Here is a 20,731-nt window from a genome sequence, read left to right on the forward strand (position 1 = left end):
CCCCGCGCAGGCTCCTCGACCGGCGACTCCTCGCGAGGCGGCACGGAGGTGGCTCCGTCGACACGCTCACCCGCTTCCGGCTCAGCGGGGAGCGGCGTCCGCTCCGGGGAGTCCGGGGTGTTCGTCATCGTCGTCCTTCCGGATGGTGCAGAGCTGCTCGGCCACGAGACCCGCGACGACGAGGACGACTCCGCACGCGACCGTCGCGATGATCGATCCCATCGAGCCTACCGAGGGAGTCACCGGGCGGGTGAGGAGGAACGACAGCAAGCCGAGGCCGAAGCCCGTTGCGGCGGCACCGACGAGCGACGACGCCTTTGCCAGCATGGCGATGCGCAGGGCCCGGAACGGGTCGATCCGCCGGGCCGCGCGGCCCCGGGTGGCGCGGGCGATGGGCACCGCGAGAACGACGATCACCACACCGAGCAAGACGAGGATCGTGGGCAGGCTCGCCGCGGGAGTGAACGTCGCCCGGCCCATCGCCGCGAGACCGGTGTCGAGGATGAATCCGCAGACGGCCCCGATGACCGCCGCGATGATGAGGATCCCCGCGCCCGTCCGCTTCATCGGCCACCTCCGCGCAACTGCGCCAGAAGGGCATCGACACGGCCGCGACCGGGGATCTCGGCATCCGGATCGATCTCGAGCCACGGCGCGAGCACGAACTCCCGCTCGTGCGCCCGCGGGTGCGGCACGGTCAGATGCTCGTCGTCGATGCGCTCGTCGGCGTAAGCGATGAGGTCGAGATCGAGCGTGCGATCGCCCCATCGCTCACGGCGCACGCGTCCGTGATCGGCCTCGATGCGGTGCAGTTCACGCAGCAGGGTCGTCGGCGCGAGTCGCGTCTTCATCAACGCGATCGCGTTAAGATAGCGCGGGGCGTCGGCGTCCTCGCCGTGGAGCGTCACCGCGACCGTCTCGAGGGGGTCCGAGACATGCACGTCGGTGGTGAGCGGCAGCGCGCGCAGGGCGGCGACCGCGGCCGTGAGCGTCTCCGCACGATCCCCCAGATTCGCGCCGAGGGCCACGACGGCCGGCACCTCGGTGTCGCGAGGTCCGTCGCCGATGCCGTGCGCCAATCGCACGCTCATGAGCGCTGCCGACGGATCGTCACGGCGACGTCGCCGAAGGGCACGGTGATCGGAGCGCCGGGCTTGTGCACGGTGACCACGACCGCCTCGATCCGCGGGTCGGCGAGGACGTCGTCGGCGATACGTTGGGCGACCGTCTCGAGCAGGTCGGCCGGCTCGCCCTCGACGATCTCGACGATGCGTTCGGCGAGCTCTCCGTAGTGCACGGTGTCGCTCACGTCGTCCGTGACAGCGGCGATGCGCAACGGCAGCCGCAGGGTCACGTCGACGACGAACTCCTGCCCGTCACGCTTCTCGTCGGCGTACACCCCGTGATACCCGAAGGCGCGCACCCCCGTGAGGGTGATCTCGTCAACGGCATCCATCAGGCCTCCCAGGCGCGGGCGACGGCGAGCGCGTCGCGGGTCGTCGGAACATCATGCACGCGCACGGCCCATGCGCCCGAGCGTGCCGCGAGAGCACTCGTCACGGCGGTGGCGAGGTCGCGGCGGGCGAGGTCGGCGTCCTCGCCGAGCACGTCGGCGAGGAAGCGCTTGCGGCTCGTGCCGATGAGCACGCGGGCGCCGAGCGCGACGAAATCGGGGATCGCGTGCAGCACCTGCCAGTTCTGCGTGCCGCGCTTACCGAAGCCGATGCCCGGATCGACGATGATCCGGTCGACGGCGATGCCCGCGGTGTGAGCCGCTGCCACGCGCGCGGCGAGTTCGTCGGCCACTTCCCGAGACACATCGGCGTAGTCGGCGCGGGCGTACATCTCGGCAGACGGCCCGCGCCAGTGCCCGAGGGCGATCTCGGCGTCGGTTCCGGCGACGGCGGCCAGCATCTCGGGGTCGGCGAGTCCTCCGGACACGTCGTTGACGATGCGCGCGCCGGCGTCGACGGCGGCCCGGGCGGTCGACGCGTTCATCGTGTCGACGCTGACGGCGACCCCCTCGGATGCCAGCGCCTCGATGACCGGGAGCACGCGTTCCTGCTCGACGCGCGGCGCGACCCGCTCTGCACCGGGCCGCGTGGACTCTCCCCCGATGTCGAGGATGTCGGCCCCCTGCGCGCGAAGGGTCCGGGCGTGGGCGATGGCGACGTCGGGATCGAGGTACCGTCCCCCGTCGCTGAACGAGTCCGGGGTCACGTTCACGATCGCCATGAGCAGGGTCACGCCCGCGCCCCGATCAGGGCGACGAGCTCGGCGCGGGCGACGGGCTCGGTGTACGCACCGCGCGCGGCGATGGTCACGGTCGATGCATCGGGTTGGCGCCCGCCGCGCATGGTCACGCACTCGTGGGCGGCGTCGAGGACGACGAGCACACCACGGGCGTCGAGGGCGGATGCCACGGTGTCGGCGATCTGCTCGCCGAGGCGTTCCTGCACCTGGGGGCGGGCGGCGAGGATGTCGATCACGCGCGGCAGAGCGCCGAGGCCCACGACTTCCTCGCCCGGCAGATACGCGACGTGCGCACGCCCGCGGAAGGGCAGGAGGTGGTGCTCGCACATCGATCGGAAGGCGATGTCACGCAGCATCACGGCTCCGGACGGCAGGGTGTCGGGTGCCGGGCCGCGGCTCACCGAGATGGTGTGCTGCAGGGGGGCGCCGGCATCCTGGCCCACTCCGCCGAAGAACTCGCTCCACGAGTCGGCCACGCGGGTCGGCGTCTGCCGGAGGCCGGGGCGATCGGGGTCTTCCCCGATCGCCTCCAGCAACTCGCGTACGAGCGCGGCGACGCGCTCCCGGTCGACGGCCACGGGGCCTTACGCCGTGGCCGGTCGCGTCTGTCCGCTCGGGCGGCGCTGCGCCTGCGTCGCGGTCTGGGACTCGGACTCGACGGAGGCGGCGACTCCGGCCGGGGCGGGACGACGGGGCACATCGACGGGGGGCAGCGTCGAGACCGGGCGGTCGCCGGACGACAGCCACTGCGGACGCGGCGGGAGGCGCTTGACGTCTTTGAAGATCTCGGCGAGCTCGAGGTGGTCGAGCGTCTCCTTCTCGAGGAGTTCGAGAGCGAGGCGGTCGAGCACGTCGCGGTTGGCGTTGATGACCTCGTAGGCCTCGTTGTGCGCCTGCTCGATGAGCGCGCGCACCTGGGCGTCGACGCGCTCGGCGATGCGCTCGGAGAAGTCCCGGCCGTGTCCCATGTCGCGGCCCATGAAGACCTCGCCCGACGAGGAGCCGAGCTTGACCGGGCCGACATCGTTGGTCATGCCGTACTCGGTGACCATCTTGCGGGCGATGCTCGTCGCCTTCTCGATGTCGTTCGACGCGCCGGTGGTGGGGTCGTGGAACACGATCTCCTCGGCGACGCGGCCGCCCATGGCGTAGGTCAGCTGGTCCTGCAGCTCGTTGCGGGTGACGGAGTACTTGTCGTCGAGCGGCAGCACCATCGTGTAGCCCAGCGCCTTGCCGCGGGGGAGGATCGTGACCTTCGTGACGGGGTCGGTGTGGTTCATCGCCGCCGCCGCGAGGGCGTGACCACCCTCGTGGTACGCGGTGATGAGCTTCTCCTTGTCCTTCATCACGCGGGTGCGGCGCTGGGGACCGGCGATGACACGGTCGATGGCCTCGTCGAGCGCACGGTTGTCGATGAGCTGCGCGTTGGATCGCGCGGTCAGCAGCGCCGCCTCGTTGAGGACGTTCGCGAGGTCGGCGCCGGTGAAGCCGGGCGTCTTGCGCGCGACGACCTCGAGGTCGACCGAGTCCGACAGCGGCTTGCCGCGGCCGTGCACCTCGAGGATGCGCTGACGGCCCTTGAGGTCGGGGGCGTCGACACCGATCTGACGGTCGAAGCGGCCCGGGCGCAGCAGGGCGGGGTCGAGGATGTCGGGGCGGTTGGTCGCCGCGATGACGATGACGTTGACCTTCGGGTCGAAGCCGTCCATCTCCACCAGCATCTGGTTCAGCGTCTGCTCGCGCTCGTCGTGACCGCCGCCCATGCCGGCGCCGCGGTGACGGCCGACGGCGTCGATCTCGTCGATGAAGATGATGGCCGGGGAGCTCTCCTTGGCCTGATTGAAGAGGTCGCGGACGCGGCTGGCACCGACACCGACGAACATCTCGACGAAGTCCGAGCCCGAGATCGAGTAGAAGGGCACTCCGGCCTCACCGGCGACGGCGCGGGCGAGCAGGGTCTTACCGGTTCCGGGAGGGCCGTACAGCAGCACGCCCTTCGGAATGCGCGCGCCGACCTCTTCGAACTTCTTCGGGTCCTTCAAGAACTCCTTGATCTCGTCGAGCTCCTCGATCGCCTCGTCAGAGCCCGCGACGTCTTGGAAGGTGACGGTCGGCGTCTCCTTCGTCACGAGCTTCGCTCGGGACTTGCCGAACTGCATGACCTTGCTGCCGCCGCCCTGGGCGCTGGAGAGCAGCCACCAGAAGAGCAGACCGAGCAGCACGAGCGGGAGCATGAGCCCGAGGAAGCCGTCGAACCAGCTGGGCTTGGGGACGACGTCGTTGAAGCCGTCGGCGGGAGCAGCGGAGTCGATCGCACTCGCGACCTCGTTCGCGCGGGCCTGGCTGTAGTAGAACTGCACGTCGTTCGCGCCCTCGAAGGGTTGCGAGAGCGTGAGATCGACGCGCTGATCGGGGTCGTTGGTCACGACCTGCGAGACGGTTCCGCCCTTGAGCAGGTCGAGACCCTCCTTGGTGGAGATCTGACGAGCGCCGCTCAGGTTCGAGATGAGCGAGAAACCGATGACCAGAAGCAGACCGACCAGCAGAACGTAGATGATCGGGTTGCGCGTGATCTTCTTGAAATCCATGGTGGGCGAGCCCAGCCCTTTCGTGATCCGCTCCGGAGAAAAGCGGTGGGATCAGGGTAACGCGCGCTCGCTATGCCAAGACTGTGCGTTCGTCGTGGGCGTACGCGGGAATCCGGATGCCACGCCCCCGCGTCGCGATCCGCGGCGTCGTCAGGAGTAGACGTGAGGTGCCAGCACGGCGACGTCGCGCAGGTTGCGGTACTTCTCGGAGTAGTCGAGGCCGTACCCGATGACGAAGTCGTTGGGGATGTCGAAGCCCACGTACCGGCAGTCGACCTGCACCTTCATGGCATCCGGCTTGCGCAGGAGTGCCAGGACCTCGACGGACTCCGCACCGCGGGAGGCGAAGTTCTCGAGCAGCCAGCTCAGGGTCAGCCCCGAGTCGATGATGTCCTCGACGATCAGCACGTGCTTGCCGGTGATGTCGGTGTCGAGGTCTTTGCGGATCTGCACGACACCGCTCGAACGCGTGCTCGCCCCGTATGACGACACGGCCATCCAGTCCATGGTGATGTGCCGGGGCAGGTGCCGCGCGAAATCGGCCATGACCATGACCGCGCCTTTGAGCACGCCCACCAGGACGACGTCTTCGCCCTCGTAGTCGACGACGACCTGCTGCGCCAATTCGGCGAGCTTCTCGTGGATCTGCTCCTCGGTGAGGAGGACTTCGCTGATGTCGTCGGAAATGTCGGCCGCGCGCATTCGAGAAGTCTACGTCGGACGATTCAGGATGCCGCCCGCGCGACGACCTCGATCCGTCCACCGACGCGGCGCGCGAGGCATCCGGGCAGATCGATGGGGCCTTGGCCTCGCCAGTCGGTCGCGAGCCGCGCGACTTCGAGGGTCTGGGTGCGCGTGAGCGAGACGCCGAACTCGCTCTCCACGACGTAGCGGACGATGCGGTTGCGCAGCGCGGCGGGGTTCGCAGCGAGGGCGGCGACCGACACGGAGATGCCGGCCTCGGCGTGCTCGACGATGTCTTCGATCGTCTCGTCGATCATGTCCTGGAAAGCCGCGGCGTCTTCACGCAGCTGCTCCGCCGTGCGCGCGAGCGCCTCCGCGACCCCGGGCCCGAGCTCGGCCTCGAGCACCGGCAGCACTCTCTCGCGCACGCGCACGCGCGTGTACGCCGGGTCGGCGTTGTGCGGGTCGGTCCACGGCTCGAGCCCCTCGGCCGCGCAGGCCGCGACCGTCGTCCGCCGCCGCACGGCCAGGAGCGGGCGCAGCCACGTGAGACCGGTGGCATCCCGCCGCTCCGGCGCCATGCCCGCGAGGCTCATCGCGCCGGCTCCTCGGGCGAGGCCCAGAAGCACGGTCTCGGCCTGGTCATCGAGAGTGTGACCGAGCAGCACGGCGTCGGCGCCCGCCTCCGCCGCCGCCTGCGCGAGGCCGGCGTACCGCGCATCGCGTGCGGCGGCCTCGGGCCCATCGTCGGAGCCGACCTCGACCGTGACGACCCGCGCGTCGAGCCCGAGAGCGCGCGCCTTCTCGGCAGCGGCGGCGGCCACGGCATCCGATCCGCCCTGAAGGGCGTGGTCGATCACGACGGCCTGGGCCCGGATGCCGGCGCGCGGCGCTTCGAAGGCGGTCGCGGCCGCGAGCGCAAGGGAATCCGGGCCGCCCGACAACGCGACGACGACCGTGCCCTCGACGCCGGTGAGGGCACGGCGCACCGCCCGGCGGATCTCGGCGACGGACGGATCGAGACCCGGGCGCTGTTGCATATGTCCACGCTAGCGGGGCACCGTGTGGGGCTGGAGGCGCTCCCGACTAGGCTGGGCGCGGAAATCCACAGATCTAAGGAGCACGAGTATGGGCGCGTACGACGCCGTCATCGAGATCCCCCGCGGCAGCCGCGTGAAGTACGAGGTCGACCACGGCACCGGCCGCGTCTACCTCGACCGCATCCTCTACACGGTGTTCGGTTACCCCGCCAACTACGGCTTCTTCGAGAACACCCTCGGCGAAGACGGCGACCCGCTCGACGTGCTCGTGCTGCTCGACCGCGAGCTGCACCCCGGCATCCTGGCCAAGGTGCGCCCCGTCGGCGTGCTCAAGATGAGCGACGAAGCCGGCGGCGACGACAAGGTCGTAGCCGTGCTCGCGAAGGACCCGCGCTGGGACCACATCCAGGACGTCGGCGACATCGACGAGTGGACCAAGAAGGAGATCACGCACTTCTTCGAGCACTACAAGGACCTCGAGCCCAACAAGTGGGTCAAGGTCGACGAGTGGGCGGATGCCGCCGAAGCCGAGCGCCTCGTGGGCGAGGCGTTCACGCGCTTCGACGAGCACGATGCGCAGACCAAGACGCAGGGTTCGGGCGAGGCTCCCAACACGCTCTGACGCCGTCAGGACACACGAAAGAACCCCCGGTCCGAGACCGGGGGTTCTTTCGTGTCCGAGCCGAGATCAGACGTCGATGCCGCGCCAGCGCAGCCAGGGCGCCGGGTCGGTCGTCCCGCCCCACGGCGGGTAGACCTCGAAGTGGAGGTGGCAGCCGAAGGAGTTTCCGGTCTGGCCGGCGGCCGCGATCTGCTGGCCCGAGTTGACCCACTGGCCGTTCGAGACGTAGATACCGCCGTTGACGATGTGGGCGTACCCCGTCGCCGAGCCGTCGGGGTGCTCGATGCGGATGTAGTTGCCGTAGCCGCCGTTGTATCCGGCGTAGCTCACGCGGCCGTCGAACGCCGCGTAGATCGGCGACCAGCATCCGGCGCCGAAGTCGAGACCGAGGTGCCACGAGCTGGCGCAATAGCTGCCGTTGCACTGGCTCGAGCGCGGGCCGTAGCCCGAGGTCGTGCCGGCCCACGAGGGGCGCGACCAGCCGCCGGGGCCTCCCCCGCCGCCTCCGTTGTCGCCGCCGCCCCCGCCGCCGCCGCTGTCATCGCCGCCGCCGCCACCGCCGCTGTTGTTGTTGGCCTCGCGGTCGCGCTGCTCCTGCTCGCGGCGCTCGCGCTCCGCGCGATCACGGGCCTCGGCCTCTTCACGGGCCTTGCGCTCGCGCTCTTCGCGGGCCTTGCGCTCGGCTTCGACACCGGCCTGGTAGTCGGCGACGGTCTTGGCCGTGGTGTCCTGAAGGGCGGCGAGCTGCGCCTCGAGGGTCGCCTGGTTCGTCTGCTGCGCGGCGAGGGCCGCCTGAGCGGCATCCGCAGCCTGCTGCGCGGCGACCATCTTCTCTTGAGCGATCTTCTGCAGGCGGTCGCGCTCGGCGCGGGCGTCGTTGGCCTGGTTGCTCAGGTTCTTCGCATTGTCGCGCGCCGTGACGGCAGCCGCGTACACCGACCGGTTGCGGTCGACGAGCTTGTCCATCGTGCCGAGCTTGGCGAGCAGGTCGTCGGCGGTCGCGGCGGAGCCGGAGAAGAACAGGTCGAGCGACGTGTCGTCTCCACCGGAGCGGTACAACTGCGCGGCGACCTTGCCGGCCTTGGTCGCAGCGTCGGTCGCTTTCTGCGCCTCGGCGTCGGCCTGCGCCTGGATCTGCTGGGCGCGGTAGTCCGCGTCGAAGTAGGCCTGCTGCGCGGCGTAGTACTCGTCGGAGCGGGCGACCACCTCGGCCTGCGTGCGCGCGACCTCGGACTGGAGCTGCTGGATGAGGCCCTGGATGCGTGTGATCTCGGCGGCCTTGGCAGCCTCGTTTGCCCGGGCTGCTTCGACGTCGTCCCACGAGGGGTAGTCCGCGGCGTACGCGGGAGACCCGAACGACGGCACGGTCGCTCCGAACGCGCCGACCGCTACGGCACCGAGAGCACCCAGCTTCAGCGCGCTCCGACGGTCGAGGGACGGCCACAGGCGGCGCCGCTCACCGGGTGAGGGCGCGCAACCGCAGTCATCGGGATCTTCGGGGCGCTCGAGCGTCACGGGAATACCTCATCTCACCGGTTCGCAACTCGGAACACAGTAGCAACACGAGTCACAGGAGCAACAGGGCGAGTTCCCGCTGTCGCGGCCCATCTTCCGCCCTCGAACCGCCTCCGGCACGGACGCCACGCCCTCGATTCGCAATCTCGCAGATTGTGAAGTAGGCTCGGTCGTCGGCAAGCGAGGATGGAATCGCAAGGTTCCAGGCTCATCCGGCCCCATCGTTTAGCGGCCTAGGACGCCGCCCTTTCACGGCGGTAGCACGGGTTCGAATCCCGTTGGGGTCACTTTCCGGGAGAACAACTAAATACGCATGGCCCTGTAGCGCAGTTGGTTAGCGTGCCGCCCTGTCACGGCGGAGGTCGCGGGTTCAAGTCCCGTCAGGGTCGCTCTGAGCGACGGGCCCTTTTCGGAGGGCCTTTCGTTTCGGTCGCGGCATCCATGGTGCCGCGAGGCTCTGTAGCTCAGTTGGTAGAGCGCACGACTGAAAATCGTGAGGTCACGGGATCGACGCCCGTCGGAGCCACTGGCCCTTTCTCAGGCTTCTACTGGGAAGGGGCCTTTTTCTTTGCCTTCTTGCGTCACTCGTCGGCACAGGCGGGGCCGGGAATGGGCCGGGACGTTTGAGGAGCGGCCAGAACCTGCGCCCGGAGCGCCCCCAGAGCGGCTTCGTAGATCGGCGCATCTATGAGTCCCTCGACGTACGCCGCCTGCACCTCGTCGAACGAACCGGGACGAAGTTGAGCAGGTCGTCATGGAGGCCACTCGTTCGTGCCTCATGAGATGCGTACGTCCACGAACTGACCACCTCAACCAACACATCTCTCGACAGCTGCCCGTCCGCGTACGGCTGCGCAGCAGCGTAGGGAGACACCCTGTTGTGCGGTGCCGACGACGCGCCGCTCGCTTCAGTCATGGCTTCTCCGGCCAGTAGGAGCTGTTCGAGTCGATTCCTTCAACGAAGCGACGCACCAGGTTCTGGTCCTCTACTGAGTCGGCGCTAACGCCTCCGCCCTCCAAGAGCGTCAGCACGGAGACATCTCGACCAAGCGCGTGATCAAACTTCGTCTCAGTGGATGCCTCCACGATGTTCATGACAGTGACCCCGAGAGCCATTCGACCGGCACGTGCGAAGACGTATGCGGTTTCGATGGCGGGGAACCAGAACCAGCGCTGGTCGATCTCCACGGCATAACCGCTGGCTCGCACGTGTGATGGGCCTGAAGTTGGCGGCCGAAGATGTCTTGCTGTCGTTACCTCGTCATAGTGGATCATCACTGGGTCTCCTTCCGAGCCGAGTAGATCCTTGCGATCTCATTCAAACAAGGAGTCAATAGCAGCTGCCGCACGCTGGGCAACGTCGGAACGCGCGTGACTGTATCGCTCGGTCATCTGCATGCTCGAGTGCCCGAGGATGGCCTGCACATCATTCGCTGCAGCACCCGCATCGAACAGCAAGGTTGCAAGAGTGTGGCGCAGGTCATGAATGCGAAGGCCAGCCCGGTTCAGTCGAGTTCTCAGCTCGCTCCAATCGATCGCTCTACGCACGTTGGAAGCGTTGAGCCGGCCACCTCGAGGTCCGGTCAACACCAGATCTTCTCGAGCCTTACCCGCACGGGCGGCTTGAAGATGAAGCACGAGTGCGGCGGGAATCGGCACAGCCCGTTCTTTGTGGCTCTTGGGCGTCACCGCGAGCATCTTCCCGTCGTTCCCGACAGTGAACGAGCGGCGGACGTGAATGGTCCTCCTAGCCAGGTCCACATCCTCGACCCGAAGGGCGGTCGCCTCATTGGCACGCATCCCGGTGTAGACGGGGCCAGCGATGTAGCGGCGATAACTCCCGCTCTTGATCGCATCGAGCAGAAAGGGAACCTCCGCCGCGGTCAGGGCGCGCGAGCGGAGGCTTCTCGAAGCATCGCCGCGAGGCCTGCGAACGAGACGCGCTGGGTTCATAGCGACCACGCGAGACCGTACCGCTCCGTCGAGAAGTCGACTGAGAACAGCGAGAGCGTCGGTTTTCGTTGACGCGCTGCCTGACCAGACCGCCACCGCAGCCTCAATCTCACCCGAGGTCAGCTTCTCGAGCTTCACGTGGCCGGGTGAGGGCTTTACGCGTATTCGCCATGCCCGTTCGTATGCACTCCTCAGCGCCGCGCGAGGCGTTCGGCCATCTAAATATCAGACGCACCACTCGCTATAATTCGTCCATGAATGCGAGCCCGCGTTGACTTCCTCAATTCCTGATCCACTCGCCAGCCTGCTGGACGAAGTAAGCGGGCTTGGGGCTCTTGGCCCTTCGATGAGCGACCTCGACGTCGATGCAGTGATGGAACGTATGCCACGGCTTTTTCGCGGCGTGATGGCCGCGGCTGGCTACCCGAAGGCCAAGGCTGAAACAATCGTTCGAAAATTCCGAGACTCAGGGCGTCGGTCCGCTCCGACTGCCGTCTTCTCATCTATCGGGCCCGGCCGACCGCAGAACGCAGCTGACGGAAATCGCGCTAACCGATGGTCCCTTCCTTCTGACCATAAGTACTTCGCGACAAAACGGGACGCACAGCTGGTGGAGATCAAGTACTTTCTGCAATCTCTCTCGTTCGCGGAGGCGCCGAGTGTTGACCATCTGCCGTTCCGCTCTGCCTTCCACTGGCTTCTCAACCACGAAATCGCACCGGGCGCCTACTTAGACCCCATCATGCGTCGGGAGTTCAGCTTCTCAGCCTTCCTGAAAGTGCCGAGAATGGTAACATCCGGTCACTTCGTGCCATTGGCCCGCGGGGGTCGTCACGAGCCCGAGAACACATTCCTGATGCTGGAGCGGTCGAACACCCTGCAGAACGACCTAAAGTTCGACGAGTTTCTGGCCCTTATTGACGACATCATCAGCCGACAGGCTGAGATCGGCATCTTTCCTCAGGCCGATGAACTGCCGTCCAACGCGTTCCTCGAAAGTCGAACGAGCGTTCCAGAAGCTTAGGATCGATGCGTTTCTGTGCTCATTCGCAGCCGCCTGGATCGACGCAATCTCAATCAAGGTTTGCTTATTCTTCGGCACCGGTAACGGCAGTGCGGCAATATGTTCCGGAGTGATCTCATCGATCACGCTGCCAAAAATGCCCTGGGCTAGCAGGCCTTGGCCCATTTCGCTTCGCAGGTAGGCCTCGACGTATGCGGCGGGGATCTTCTCCTCGTCGACCTCGATGCGGATGACGTGTTCAGACATGGCGTACCCGTTCCACGCCGCCGGAACGCTAGACACGATCCCTGTTGATCCGCTTCGCGTGACGAGAATCCAGCCGGCTTCCACCCGCAACTCCTCGATCCTCGGATCAGTGGACGAGACGAACTTTCGATTCGTTGGCAAGAGCTGAGTTACGTTAGTCCCGCCCAAGAAGGGCACCGAAGTGTCGGATTCCGCCACGTAGTTACGTTTGAATCTGCCGGGGAAGAAGATGCGCTTAGAAACTGATCCAATCGTCGCGATCTCAACGTCAGCGTCCTCGCCCACCTCCTGGACGAGCCGAATCGTTTCCGAACTCGTCGGCTCGTAATAGGCCGCGTTCAGACGCAGATCTGACGCCCAATCTATTCGCGATGATGAGACGGAGAACGCTTCGGAGTACTCAGTCGAGGGATCTCCACCGTCGATGAATACTTCGAACGCCTCAGCAACGTCCGGTAGATCACACACGACCCGACCGTCCTCTCCAAGGATCGGATTTCCTCTCCGATCGTGGCCGATTTGCCGAGACACCGCCATAAATACCGGGTAGTCCTCTTGAGCCCAAGAGGGCAGGGGGGTCTCTCGCCGTTCCAGCACCAGCAGTGCAGTCTTGGTACCCGTCCACGGTTGGAAAGTGTCGTCGGGAAGATCGACGACGGCCACGACGCGGTTGTTACGGAGAATCCACTCCCGGACATATCCGAGTTTCGGCCCTGACAGAATTTGGTAAGGAAGAACGATTGCGAGCCGCCCCTCGCCAGGAATGGCCAGGTCAACGTTCCGCTCAAGGAACAAGATGTCCGGCGGAGTCGGACTCGTGCGACTACTCTTCGTCCAGTTCTCTGAGCCCTTCGACCAGACATGCCCCAGCTCGTAGCGCTCGAGGATGGACGAGTCCTTGATCGTGATTTTCTGCCCGAAGGGCGGGTTTGTCGCGAGCTTCCTGTGCGTCCCGGGGACAAGCGCCTTGCGGAGACTGAGGGGCCACTGGGAGGGAGGACGGAAGGAATCAGCGTTGAAGACTGCATCCGCCGGGAAATTGGCCATGTGCTGGATCGTGCTGTTGGCCAGGTGAGCAAGACTCGAATCGATCTCGACGCCAATCAGCCTCGGGGCTTCCGTCGCACCGCGCAGCTGGGCGCGGCGTGCCCCAGCGATCAGGAATCCTCCCGTGCCGGCGCAGATGTCGACGAGGTCGTCCTCTATCGGATCAAATTGGAGAAGGTCCATTGCGAGAGTAGTTACCCGCTGGTCGGTGAAGAACTGACCGCCCAACCGCTTCGCGGCCGTGGAGCGGAAGACCTCGAGGGCGTCGCCGAGCCAGTCGCGAGCCGCGTCGCTCATATCGATCGACGCCAGCGACGCAGCGATGAACGCCAAGCTGAGATTGTCAAGTTTCAATGCGCCATCCTGGCGCGGGTAACGTCGCATCGCGCCGTTGTATGCGGTGAATGCCTGACGCAGCTCGTTCGCGATCAGGGCAGCGGCATTCTGATCACCACCGAGGGCAAGACCAAGTGTTTTTGGATCGTGGGCTGGGGCATCCTCAATGACCGCCAGCCACGTGAGAGTCTGGATGACCTTCGCGACTTCGGCCTGCAAGTCCTCCGGGAGCCTGATGTTGGCACTGGCGTAGAGGTGGTCGTGAATCCGGCGCATCTGGCCATCAAAGGACTGCATCTCACCATTATGCACTGTGTGCTTACTGCTATATTCAGCCGTCAAGCACTTTCTGCAGGAACGCCCGTTCTACCTCTCACGGGGACCGGGTCGACCCTTCGGCGGGTAGGGCTTTCATCCGAGCAGTGATGACAGACCTGCTCACCGCCATCCGAAGCAGAGCACTGGCAGCCTCTTACGTCGACGGCGCCTGAACCCGCCGGGGTCTTCCTAGGTCCCATTGGTTCGCTGACGCGGACAGCAAGTCGCCGCGGCCGAAGAGGCCGACCTCTTCAGCGAGGCACGGAGAACGGGGACCAGCGCGACCTGGGCGCCTGCCGCCCTTCGCAGGCGTCCCGGTGCGGCGAGAACAGGACATGCGAGGGAACGAGCCGCTTCGACTCCGATCGCCCGGGTGCCGCGGCACCCCCGTCCTCGTGGCAGCGCGCAACGCTCCCCAACAAATCTTCCGGGCGACGGTGCGGGCGAAATCGCACGGCACTCCTGCCAGCCGAAACGACGGTGCGCACAATCGCTCGCGCGACGCCGCACCGACCTTCACGGTCGCTTCTACCTCGATCCGATTCTGCGGGCTGGCCCTCGGCATTCGACGGGATACGTCGGCCAGGGCGAGGTCGGGCTCGACAATCCTCTTCCGTCTATGACGACGAAGACTCCGCAGATACCGACATGGCGCGACAAGACTCACCCGCCCGCGCGAGCTGGGGCGCAACTGCAGGCTGGCTCAGGGCGGGGACAGGGTCGAAGTGGCGCGGTGACCAGGCCACGCTTCCATTCCCCCGATTGGAGCACTCAATGACAACGAAAGTCTCAACCCGCGCCCCGCTGCGAGGTCACCCGCGAATGACAGCCGGTGTTGCCGCGGTGCTGCTAGCCGTGACACTCCCGTCTGCGCCGGCCTTCGCCGGGGGCGAGTCCGTAGACACGCTCAGCGTCGTCGAATCGCAGGGCCTCCTCGGCCAGGCAGGAGCTTTTCCGCACGTCACGCAAGAGGCCCAGCAGCCCACCCCCCTTCGGCGCACGACGGTCGAACCGGGCGAGCCGTCGCCTGAGCGCGTCGAGATCAATCCGGTGACGGACGCCACCGCTCGGTACGTGGATCGGGTGGGTGCAACGGTGCAGGACTCGACCTCGTACGGATTCGTGACGGGACTGTCGAGCGTCGGCGCCAACGCGAGCTTCGTCGTCATCAAGGACAGCACCGCTCCCGATGCATACGACTTCACCGTCGGTGATGCGTCGACACGGCTGACCTTGAACGATGACGGATCAGTCACCGTCTCGGCTGCCGACGACACCTGGATGAACAAGATCAGCGCCCCCTGGGCGAAGGATGCCAACGGGCAGAGCCTCGAGACCTCCTACACCGTCTCGCGCAACATCATTACTCAGAAGGTCGAACTCGAAGGAGCCGCATTCCCCGTGACGGCCGACCCGACGACGGAATGCGGCGTCGGCTGGTGCTCGGTCTACCTCAACAGAAGCGAAACCCGTGACCTCGCGAACGGGGCACCCTCCGGAATCACGGCGTTCACTGCGGGCTGCACGGCGCTTGGGGGCCCGTGGGCCGGTGTGGCTTGCGCCGCGGGAGCCGGCATCACAGGCGGGACGGCCGCCGTCGCCTATGGCCAGGGCAACTGTGTCGGAGCGGTGGCATACCTGATTCCCCCAGCGTTCCTTCCCTCGTGGAACCCCTTCATCGAACCCCGAGGCACAGTTCACTGCCCCTGAGTCGGCAGGCTGAACGCAGATACGAACAGGATTCGGACCATGACGAAAAGGATCTTCCGCTTCGGACTCGTCGCACTCACGCTTCTGGGGTTTGCATGCATGGCGCTCGCTGTCGCTCAGATGATCCCGGCCTGGGTGGGCTGGGTGCTCTTCGCCGGCTTCCTCCTATGGAGTTCGGTGTACTACGGCACAACGAGATCTCCCCGCGCGAAGTAGACGTTCTCCCCTTGTGGTGAACAACCGGCCACGGCGGCCCGGGAACAGTCCAGGGCCGCCGCCTTGCCCGCATTCAGGCAGCACTTCTTCCCCACAGAATCAGCCAGTCATCCGCAGCGGGTCTCTCGCCGCGAAGGCGCGCTGAGAACAGGGCATTCGCCGTGAACAGGCCGCCGGGTCCGAGATTCGCCCTGTTTCGACGCGATCCCCTGTTCTCGCGAGCCTCCGAACAGGAGACCTGGTCACGTACCCGCTCAGACAGCGCTACACTTTGTTGACTTTTAGCAAACACCTGGCGCCCGACCGAGCCGTTAGCCGTCCGCCAGGCCTTCTCACGAAGAGGCCCCGATGTCAGACATCACCCGCAGCCGCCGCGCGCACGCTCCCCGAACGGGGGCGACCGACACGGTCATGACGCACCGCATGATCATGTTCGTCATCTTCGGCCTCATGGCCGGCATGTTCCTGTCCGCCCTCGACCAGACGGTCGTCGGCACCTCGATCCGCACCATCGGCGACGACCTGCAGGGCCTCAGCCTGCAGGCGTGGGTCACCACGGCGTACCTGATCGTCTCGACGATCTCGACGCCCATCTACGGCAAGCTCTCCGACATCTTCGGTCGGCGCCCGCTCTTCCTCATCGCGATCCTCATCTTCATCATCGGCTCGATCCTCGCGAGCTTCTCGACCTCGATGGTCGAGCTGGCCGCGTTCCGCGCGATCCAGGGCCTCGGTGCCGGGGGTCTCATGTCGATGCCGCTCGCGATCATGGGCGACATCCTCGCGCCGCGGGAACGCGCGAAGTACCAGGGGTACTTCCTCGCGGTCTTCGGCATCTCCAGCGTCATCGGACCGCTCGTCGGCGGCGTCTTCGCCGGTGCCAGCGAGATCCTCTTCATCACCGGCTGGCGCTGGGTGTTCCTCATCAACGTGCCGATCGGCATCGTGGCGCTCGCGATCGTGTGGCGCTTCCTCCACATTCCGAAGCAGCCGCGCCACTCGGTGCGCATCGACTGGTGGGGCGCGACCACGGTCATCGTCGCGCTGGTCCCCCTGCTCCTGGTCGCCGAGCAGGGCCGCGAATGGGGCTGGGGCTCGCCGATCGCCCTCGCTTGCTACATCGTCGGGGCTCTCGGCATCCTGGCCTTCGTCATCGCCGAGACCTACATGAAGGACGACGCGCTCATCCCGCTGAAGCTGTTCCGTTCGCCGACCTTCTCGATGGCGACCGTCATCGGTGTGCTGGTCGGCTTCGGCATGTTCGGCGCGATGCTGACGCTCCCGCTGTACCTGCAGCTCGTGCTGGGTTCTTCCCCCACGCAGAGCGGGCTCGAGATGCTGCCGATGATCCTCGGCCTCATGATCGCGTCGATCGGCAGCGGGCAGATCATCGCGCGCACCGGCCGGTACCGCATGTTCCCGATTCTCGGCACGTTGCTGATGTCGGTCGGCTTCTTCCTGCTGACGTTCTTGAAGTACGACAGCCCGTACTGGCACGTCGCGATCGCGATGCTCGTGATCGGCCTGGGTCTCGGCCAGCTGATGCAGACGCTCACCATCGCGAGCCAGAACTCCGTGGGCCTGCGCGACATGGGCGTGGCCACCAGCGGCTCGACGTTCTTCCGCCAGATCGGTGGAACCCTGGGCACGGCGGTGCTGCTGTCGCTGCTGTTCACGCTCATGCCGACGAACATCATCGGCTCGTTCAGCGACCGCACCACCCTGACCGACGCGCTCGACGCGGCCTTCGACCCCACCGTGGCGTCGGCTCCGGCGAACGAGAAGATCATGTCGTCGATCTACACCCCGATCGTCACGCGCACCACCGACGCCGTGACCCAGCAGGTGCAGCAGGGCGTGCAGCAGGCGACGGATGCCGCGACCCAAGCGGTCGCGGCCCAGGTCGCGGCGGGCGCGATCCCGGCGGCAGCGCAGGCGCAGGCGACCCAGGCGGCCGTCACGCAGGCGATCGCCGCCGCGACGACGCAGATCCAGCAGCAGATCCCGGTCGCGCGTATCGCGGCGGACGGGACCGTCTCGCTCGACTTCTCCGACGCGTCTCAGCGCGCCGCTTTCGTCGACACGGTCGCCACGAACCTCCAGGAGCAGTTCTCCGCCGGAGACGAGAACACCTCGATCGGTGACTCCACCCTCGACGACACCTCGTTCCTGGTCGGAGCGGACGCGCGCCTGACCAAGCCGTTCCTCGTCGGGTTCAACTCGTCGGCCGTGAGCGTGTACTGGGTCGCGATGTCCGTCGTGCTCCTCGCCTTCGTGCTCTCGCTGTTCTTCCGCACGCCGCCGCTGCGGGCGAAGTCCGCACTGCAGGAGGCCGCCGACGAGCGTCGCGGCCGCGACGACGAGGAGAAGCGCGCGGAGGAATCCGCCGTCCAGACGGGTGCCCTGCTCGCGCCGTAACCACGAAGCGGGCGGGAGAAGCCGTTCGCTCGACCACGACCCGGCGGTCGCCGCAATGCTGTTGCGGCGACCGCCGTCGTCAGCTCAGGGCTCCGTCGTCGCGCGCAACCAGTTCCTCGAGCGCCTGGTGGAAGTCGCCTTCCACGACGATGTGCGGGGTGCCCGCGGCATCCGTCTCCGTGATCCGGCTGACCCGACCATCCCGCGCGAAGAACAGATCGGATGACACGGGCCCGCCGGGCACCGCGTCACCCAGAACACGCTCGGTGATGCCGACGAGGTGCTGCACCCCGGTGATCGCGTCGGCATCCGTCAGAGGAACAGCCAACAACATGTTCCGGTGGGGGACGGCGAAGACGATGCCCTGAGGCGGCGCGGCGATGACGGCCGGGAGGTGGACGGCTTTGGAGGCGATGAACAGGGACGCGCCCGCGAAGATCTGCACTCCCCCCGGCAGAGTGTCGTGCTCGTCGATCGGCTCGAGATCGGTGTTCCGTTGCCCCTGCTCATAGAGCTCATCGATGTCGAGAGCGAGGTCGGCAACGGCTGAGTCACCCAGGGTCTGCACCGTGTGCGGCAGATCGATGCAGAGGGCGACGACGAGTCCGTCGGCGAACGGACGGGCGTAGTCGAAACGCGGCTCATCGGGGCGGAGATCGCGGTTCGAGAGGAGGCGCGTGCGGATTCTCTGCCGCACCTCCTCGGCGCTCAGGCGTGAAACGTCGTGTCCTGTCGCGTCGGCCGCGAGCGACTCGACGTGCGCCCGCGCCATCTGCTCGGCCTCCCGGGGCGACGCATCGCGGGTGGCGGCCAGAAGGTTGCGCAGAAAGTAGCGCTGGCCGTCGATGGCGATCAGCGTGACGTCGAGGTCGGTGTCTCCGTGCGAGATCGTCGTCTCGATGCCCCGCTCCGCGAACAGACGCTGTGCCGTCGCCGTCATCCACGCGATGCGGTCGTTGCCGTGCGGTTTCGGCGTGCGTTTCGCGAACCAGGCCATGGAGGTCCCCTCTCACCCGAGCATTGGCGTGCCCGAGGCCGAAGATACGGCACGGCGCCTTCGGAACGCTGCTCGATGTCCCCCTCACCGGCGCAGCGTCACGCGCGCTCGCGGGCGCGCAGGTCTTTCCGCAGGATCTTGCCCGAGGTCGACTTCGGGATCGCGTCGATGAACTCCACGCGACGCACCTTCTTGTGCGGCGCGACCTCGGCGGCGACGAACGCCATCACGTCGTCGGCGGTCAGTCCCGAGCCCGGCGCCGCCACCACGAACGCCTTGGGGATCTCCTGCTTGTCGTCGTCATCGACGCCGATGACGGCGGCATCCATGATCCTCGGATGCGACAGCAGAAGCGCCTCCAGCTCGGCGGGGGCGATCTGGTAGCCCTTGTACTTGATGAGCTCCTTCAGCCGGTCGACGATCGAGAAGTACCCGCTCTCGTGGTGCACGCCGATGTCGCCGGTATGCAGGAAGCCGTCGGCGTCCAGGGTCTCCTCGGTCGCATCGGGTCGGCCCAGGTAGCCGAGCATCACGTTCGGACCGCGGACCCAGATCTCGCCCGGGACGGTGAGTCCGTCGTCGCCGTGCGCCTCGATCTCCGCGCCGGTCTCGGGGTCGACGAGCTTCGCGTCGACGTTCGGCAGGAGCACGCCGACCGAACTGGCGGGCATGTCGGTGCGGTCTGCGGGAACGGCGTGCGAGACGGGGCTCAACTCGCTCATGCCGTAGCCCTGCAGGATGCGGGCGTCGAGGCGACGAGCGGCCGCCTCGGCGGTCTCCCCGTCGAGCGGCGCGGCCCCCGAGAACACCGTACGGACCGTCGACGTGTCGAACTCGTCGACCATCGGATGCTTCGCCAGCGCCACGGCGATCGGCGGCGCGATGAAGAGGAACGTGCACCGGTGATCCTGGACGCTGCGCAGGAACTCGGCGAGGTCGAACCGCGGCATCGTGACGAGGGTCGCGCGCTGCCGGAGGGCAAGGTTCAGCAGCACGGTCATGCCGTAGATGTGGAAGAACGGCAGCACGGCGAGCACCCGGTCGTCGCGGTGGAGTTCGATGACCTCACGGCACTGGTGCACGTTCGCGACGAGGTTCCGGTGCGTGAGCATGACGCCCTTGGGATTGCCGGTCGTGCCTGACGAGTACGGCAGCACCGCCACGTGCGTCGACGGGTCGAAGGTGACCTCCGGCGGAGTCTGCCCCTCCGACAGCAGCGTCCGGAGGTCGAGGTGCCCCTCGGCTCCGTCGAGGACGATGATGCGCTCGTCGGGGATGCCGACCGCGCGGGCGGCCTCGGCCGCGGGCCCGAGCAGCGGCGAGACGGTCACGAGCCAGGTGGCCTCGGCATCCCGAAGCTGGTTCTCGATCTCGTGCGCCGTGTAGAGCGAGTTGATCGTCGTGACCACCGCCCCCAGACGCAGGATGCCGTGGAACACCGTCGCGAACGCCGGCACGTTGGGGCAGAGCAGGGCCACCACGGTCTCGGTGTCGACGCCGCGTGCGGCGAGGGCGCCCGCGAACGCGTCGACCTGAGCGCGCAGCGCGCCATAGGTGGTCTCCGCTCCCGTCGCCGAGTTGATGAGCGCGATGCGGTCGAGATCGGCGGCCTCGAGCGAGCCGAAGAGGTCGTCGTAGATGCTCACGTCGGGGACGTCGATTCGGGGGTACGGGCTCTGGAACACGGACTTCTCCTTCGAAACCGGGCGGCGTGCGCCCATCCTGGCACCGTTGGGACGCGGTGTCACGAATGGTGGGACCGAG

General features: G+C 66.9%; 18 protein-coding genes and 3 tRNA genes. 7 read left to right on the forward strand and 14 right to left on the reverse strand.

What is annotated here, in order from left to right; translation table 11 throughout:
* Positions 1-81: 81 nt before the first annotated feature.
* The 8 genes from PIR02_03305 to tilS all read right to left on the reverse strand — a co-directional run bounded on the left by PIR02_03305 (position 82) and on the right by tilS (position 6,565).
* Entirely contained in the window at positions 82-567 is a 486-nt protein-coding gene (locus tag PIR02_03305; protein ID WZH37697.1) for a DUF3180 family protein, read from the reverse strand.
* A complete protein-coding gene (gene folK, locus PIR02_03310; GenBank protein WZH37698.1) occupies positions 564-1,091 on the reverse strand; it encodes a 2-amino-4-hydroxy-6-hydroxymethyldihydropteridine diphosphokinase in 528 nt (175 codons plus the stop codon). The genes PIR02_03305 and folK overlap by 4 nt, the downstream gene beginning before the upstream one ends.
* On the reverse strand, positions 1,088-1,456 hold the full coding sequence (folB, locus tag PIR02_03315; protein ID WZH37699.1) for a dihydroneopterin aldolase: 369 nt from the start codon (positions 1,454-1,456) through the stop codon (positions 1,088-1,090). The genes folK and folB overlap by 4 nt, the downstream gene beginning before the upstream one ends.
* Positions 1,456-2,247 carry a dihydropteroate synthase gene (gene folP / locus PIR02_03320; protein ID WZH37700.1) on the reverse strand — a complete coding sequence of 264 codons (792 nt, stop codon included), beginning with the start codon at positions 2,245-2,247 and terminating at the stop codon, positions 1,456-1,458. The genes folB and folP overlap by 1 nt, the downstream gene beginning before the upstream one ends.
* The gene (locus tag PIR02_03325) at positions 2,244-2,831 is read right to left on the reverse strand and encodes a GTP cyclohydrolase I (protein ID WZH37701.1); all 588 of its coding nucleotides are present in this window, start codon (positions 2,829-2,831) and stop codon (positions 2,244-2,246) included. The genes folP and PIR02_03325 overlap by 4 nt, the downstream gene beginning before the upstream one ends.
* Before the next feature lie 6 nt (positions 2,832-2,837).
* Positions 2,838-4,841: an ATP-dependent zinc metalloprotease FtsH gene (ftsH, locus tag PIR02_03330; GenBank protein ID WZH37702.1), complete on the reverse strand. Its 2,004-nt coding sequence runs from the start codon at positions 4,839-4,841 to the stop codon at positions 2,838-2,840.
* Positions 4,842-4,991: 150 nt separating this feature from the next.
* The gene (gene hpt, locus PIR02_03335) at positions 4,992-5,543 is read right to left on the reverse strand and encodes a hypoxanthine phosphoribosyltransferase (protein WZH37703.1); all 552 of its coding nucleotides are present in this window, start codon (positions 5,541-5,543) and stop codon (positions 4,992-4,994) included.
* Between the two features lie 23 nt (positions 5,544-5,566).
* Positions 5,567-6,565, reverse strand: coding sequence for a tRNA lysidine(34) synthetase TilS (gene tilS, locus PIR02_03340; GenBank protein WZH37704.1), 999 nt, complete (start codon positions 6,563-6,565; stop codon positions 5,567-5,569).
* Positions 6,566-6,653: 88 nt separating this feature from the next.
* Here tilS and PIR02_03345 point away from each other — a divergent pair, with 88 nt between their 5' ends.
* The gene (locus PIR02_03345) at positions 6,654-7,187 is read left to right on the forward strand and encodes an inorganic diphosphatase (protein ID WZH37705.1); all 534 of its coding nucleotides are present in this window, start codon (positions 6,654-6,656) and stop codon (positions 7,185-7,187) included.
* 66 nt (positions 7,188-7,253) lie between these two features.
* Here PIR02_03345 and PIR02_03350 read toward each other — a convergent pair whose 3' ends face one another.
* Positions 7,254-8,702 carry a M23 family metallopeptidase gene (locus PIR02_03350; protein ID WZH37706.1) on the reverse strand — a complete coding sequence of 483 codons (1,449 nt, stop codon included), beginning with the start codon at positions 8,700-8,702 and terminating at the stop codon, positions 7,254-7,256.
* 214 nt (positions 8,703-8,916) lie between these two features.
* Here PIR02_03350 and PIR02_03355 point away from each other — a divergent pair.
* From PIR02_03355 to PIR02_03365, 3 genes are all read left to right on the forward strand, one after another.
* Positions 8,917-8,989, forward strand: a tRNA-Glu gene (locus PIR02_03355).
* A gap of 28 nt (positions 8,990-9,017) precedes the next feature.
* A tRNA-Asp gene (locus PIR02_03360) sits at positions 9,018-9,091 on the forward strand.
* Positions 9,092-9,155: 64 nt separating this feature from the next.
* A tRNA-Phe gene (locus PIR02_03365) sits at positions 9,156-9,228 on the forward strand.
* Between the two features lie 386 nt (positions 9,229-9,614).
* Here the strand turns inward: PIR02_03365 and PIR02_03370 are convergent.
* The 3 genes from PIR02_03370 to PIR02_03380 all read right to left on the reverse strand — a co-directional run bounded on the left by PIR02_03370 (position 9,615) and on the right by PIR02_03380 (position 13,605).
* Positions 9,615-9,890, reverse strand: coding sequence for a hypothetical protein (locus PIR02_03370; GenBank protein WZH37707.1), 276 nt, complete (start codon positions 9,888-9,890; stop codon positions 9,615-9,617).
* 126 nt (positions 9,891-10,016) lie between these two features.
* Positions 10,017-10,793, reverse strand: coding sequence for a site-specific integrase (locus PIR02_03375; GenBank protein WZH37708.1), 777 nt, complete (start codon positions 10,791-10,793; stop codon positions 10,017-10,019).
* Between the two features lie 751 nt (positions 10,794-11,544).
* Positions 11,545-13,605 carry an N-6 DNA methylase gene (locus PIR02_03380; protein ID WZH37709.1) on the reverse strand — a complete coding sequence of 687 codons (2,061 nt, stop codon included), beginning with the start codon at positions 13,603-13,605 and terminating at the stop codon, positions 11,545-11,547.
* Positions 13,606-14,448: 843 nt separating this feature from the next.
* On the opposite strand from PIR02_03380, the gene PIR02_03385 reads away from it, so the two are divergent.
* The 3 genes from PIR02_03385 to PIR02_03395 all read left to right on the forward strand — a co-directional run bounded on the left by PIR02_03385 (position 14,449) and on the right by PIR02_03395 (position 17,970).
* The gene (locus PIR02_03385; GenBank protein ID WZH37710.1) at positions 14,449-15,336 is read left to right on the forward strand and encodes a hypothetical protein; all 888 of its coding nucleotides are present in this window, start codon (positions 14,449-14,451) and stop codon (positions 15,334-15,336) included.
* A gap of 39 nt (positions 15,337-15,375) precedes the next feature.
* On the forward strand, positions 15,376-15,552 hold the full coding sequence (locus tag PIR02_03390; GenBank protein WZH37711.1) for a hypothetical protein: 177 nt from the start codon (positions 15,376-15,378) through the stop codon (positions 15,550-15,552).
* Positions 15,553-15,963: 411 nt separating this feature from the next.
* A complete protein-coding gene (locus tag PIR02_03395; protein ID WZH39075.1) occupies positions 15,964-17,970 on the forward strand; it encodes an MDR family MFS transporter in 2,007 nt (668 codons plus the stop codon).
* A gap of 79 nt (positions 17,971-18,049) precedes the next feature.
* Here PIR02_03395 and PIR02_03400 read toward each other — a convergent pair whose 3' ends face one another.
* Both PIR02_03400 and PIR02_03405 read right to left on the reverse strand, forming a co-directional pair.
* Positions 18,050-18,967, reverse strand: coding sequence for a hypothetical protein (locus PIR02_03400; GenBank protein ID WZH37712.1), 918 nt, complete (start codon positions 18,965-18,967; stop codon positions 18,050-18,052).
* 98 nt (positions 18,968-19,065) lie between these two features.
* Positions 19,066-20,652 (reverse strand): AMP-binding protein, encoded by a 1,587-nt coding sequence (locus PIR02_03405; protein ID WZH37713.1) that lies wholly within the window; start codon positions 20,650-20,652, stop codon positions 19,066-19,068.
* Positions 20,653-20,731: the final 79 nt, after the last annotated feature.

The organism is Microbacterium enclense, from assembly GCA_038182865.1.
Lineage (GTDB): Bacteria > Actinomycetota > Actinomycetes > Actinomycetales > Microbacteriaceae > Microbacterium > Microbacterium enclense_B.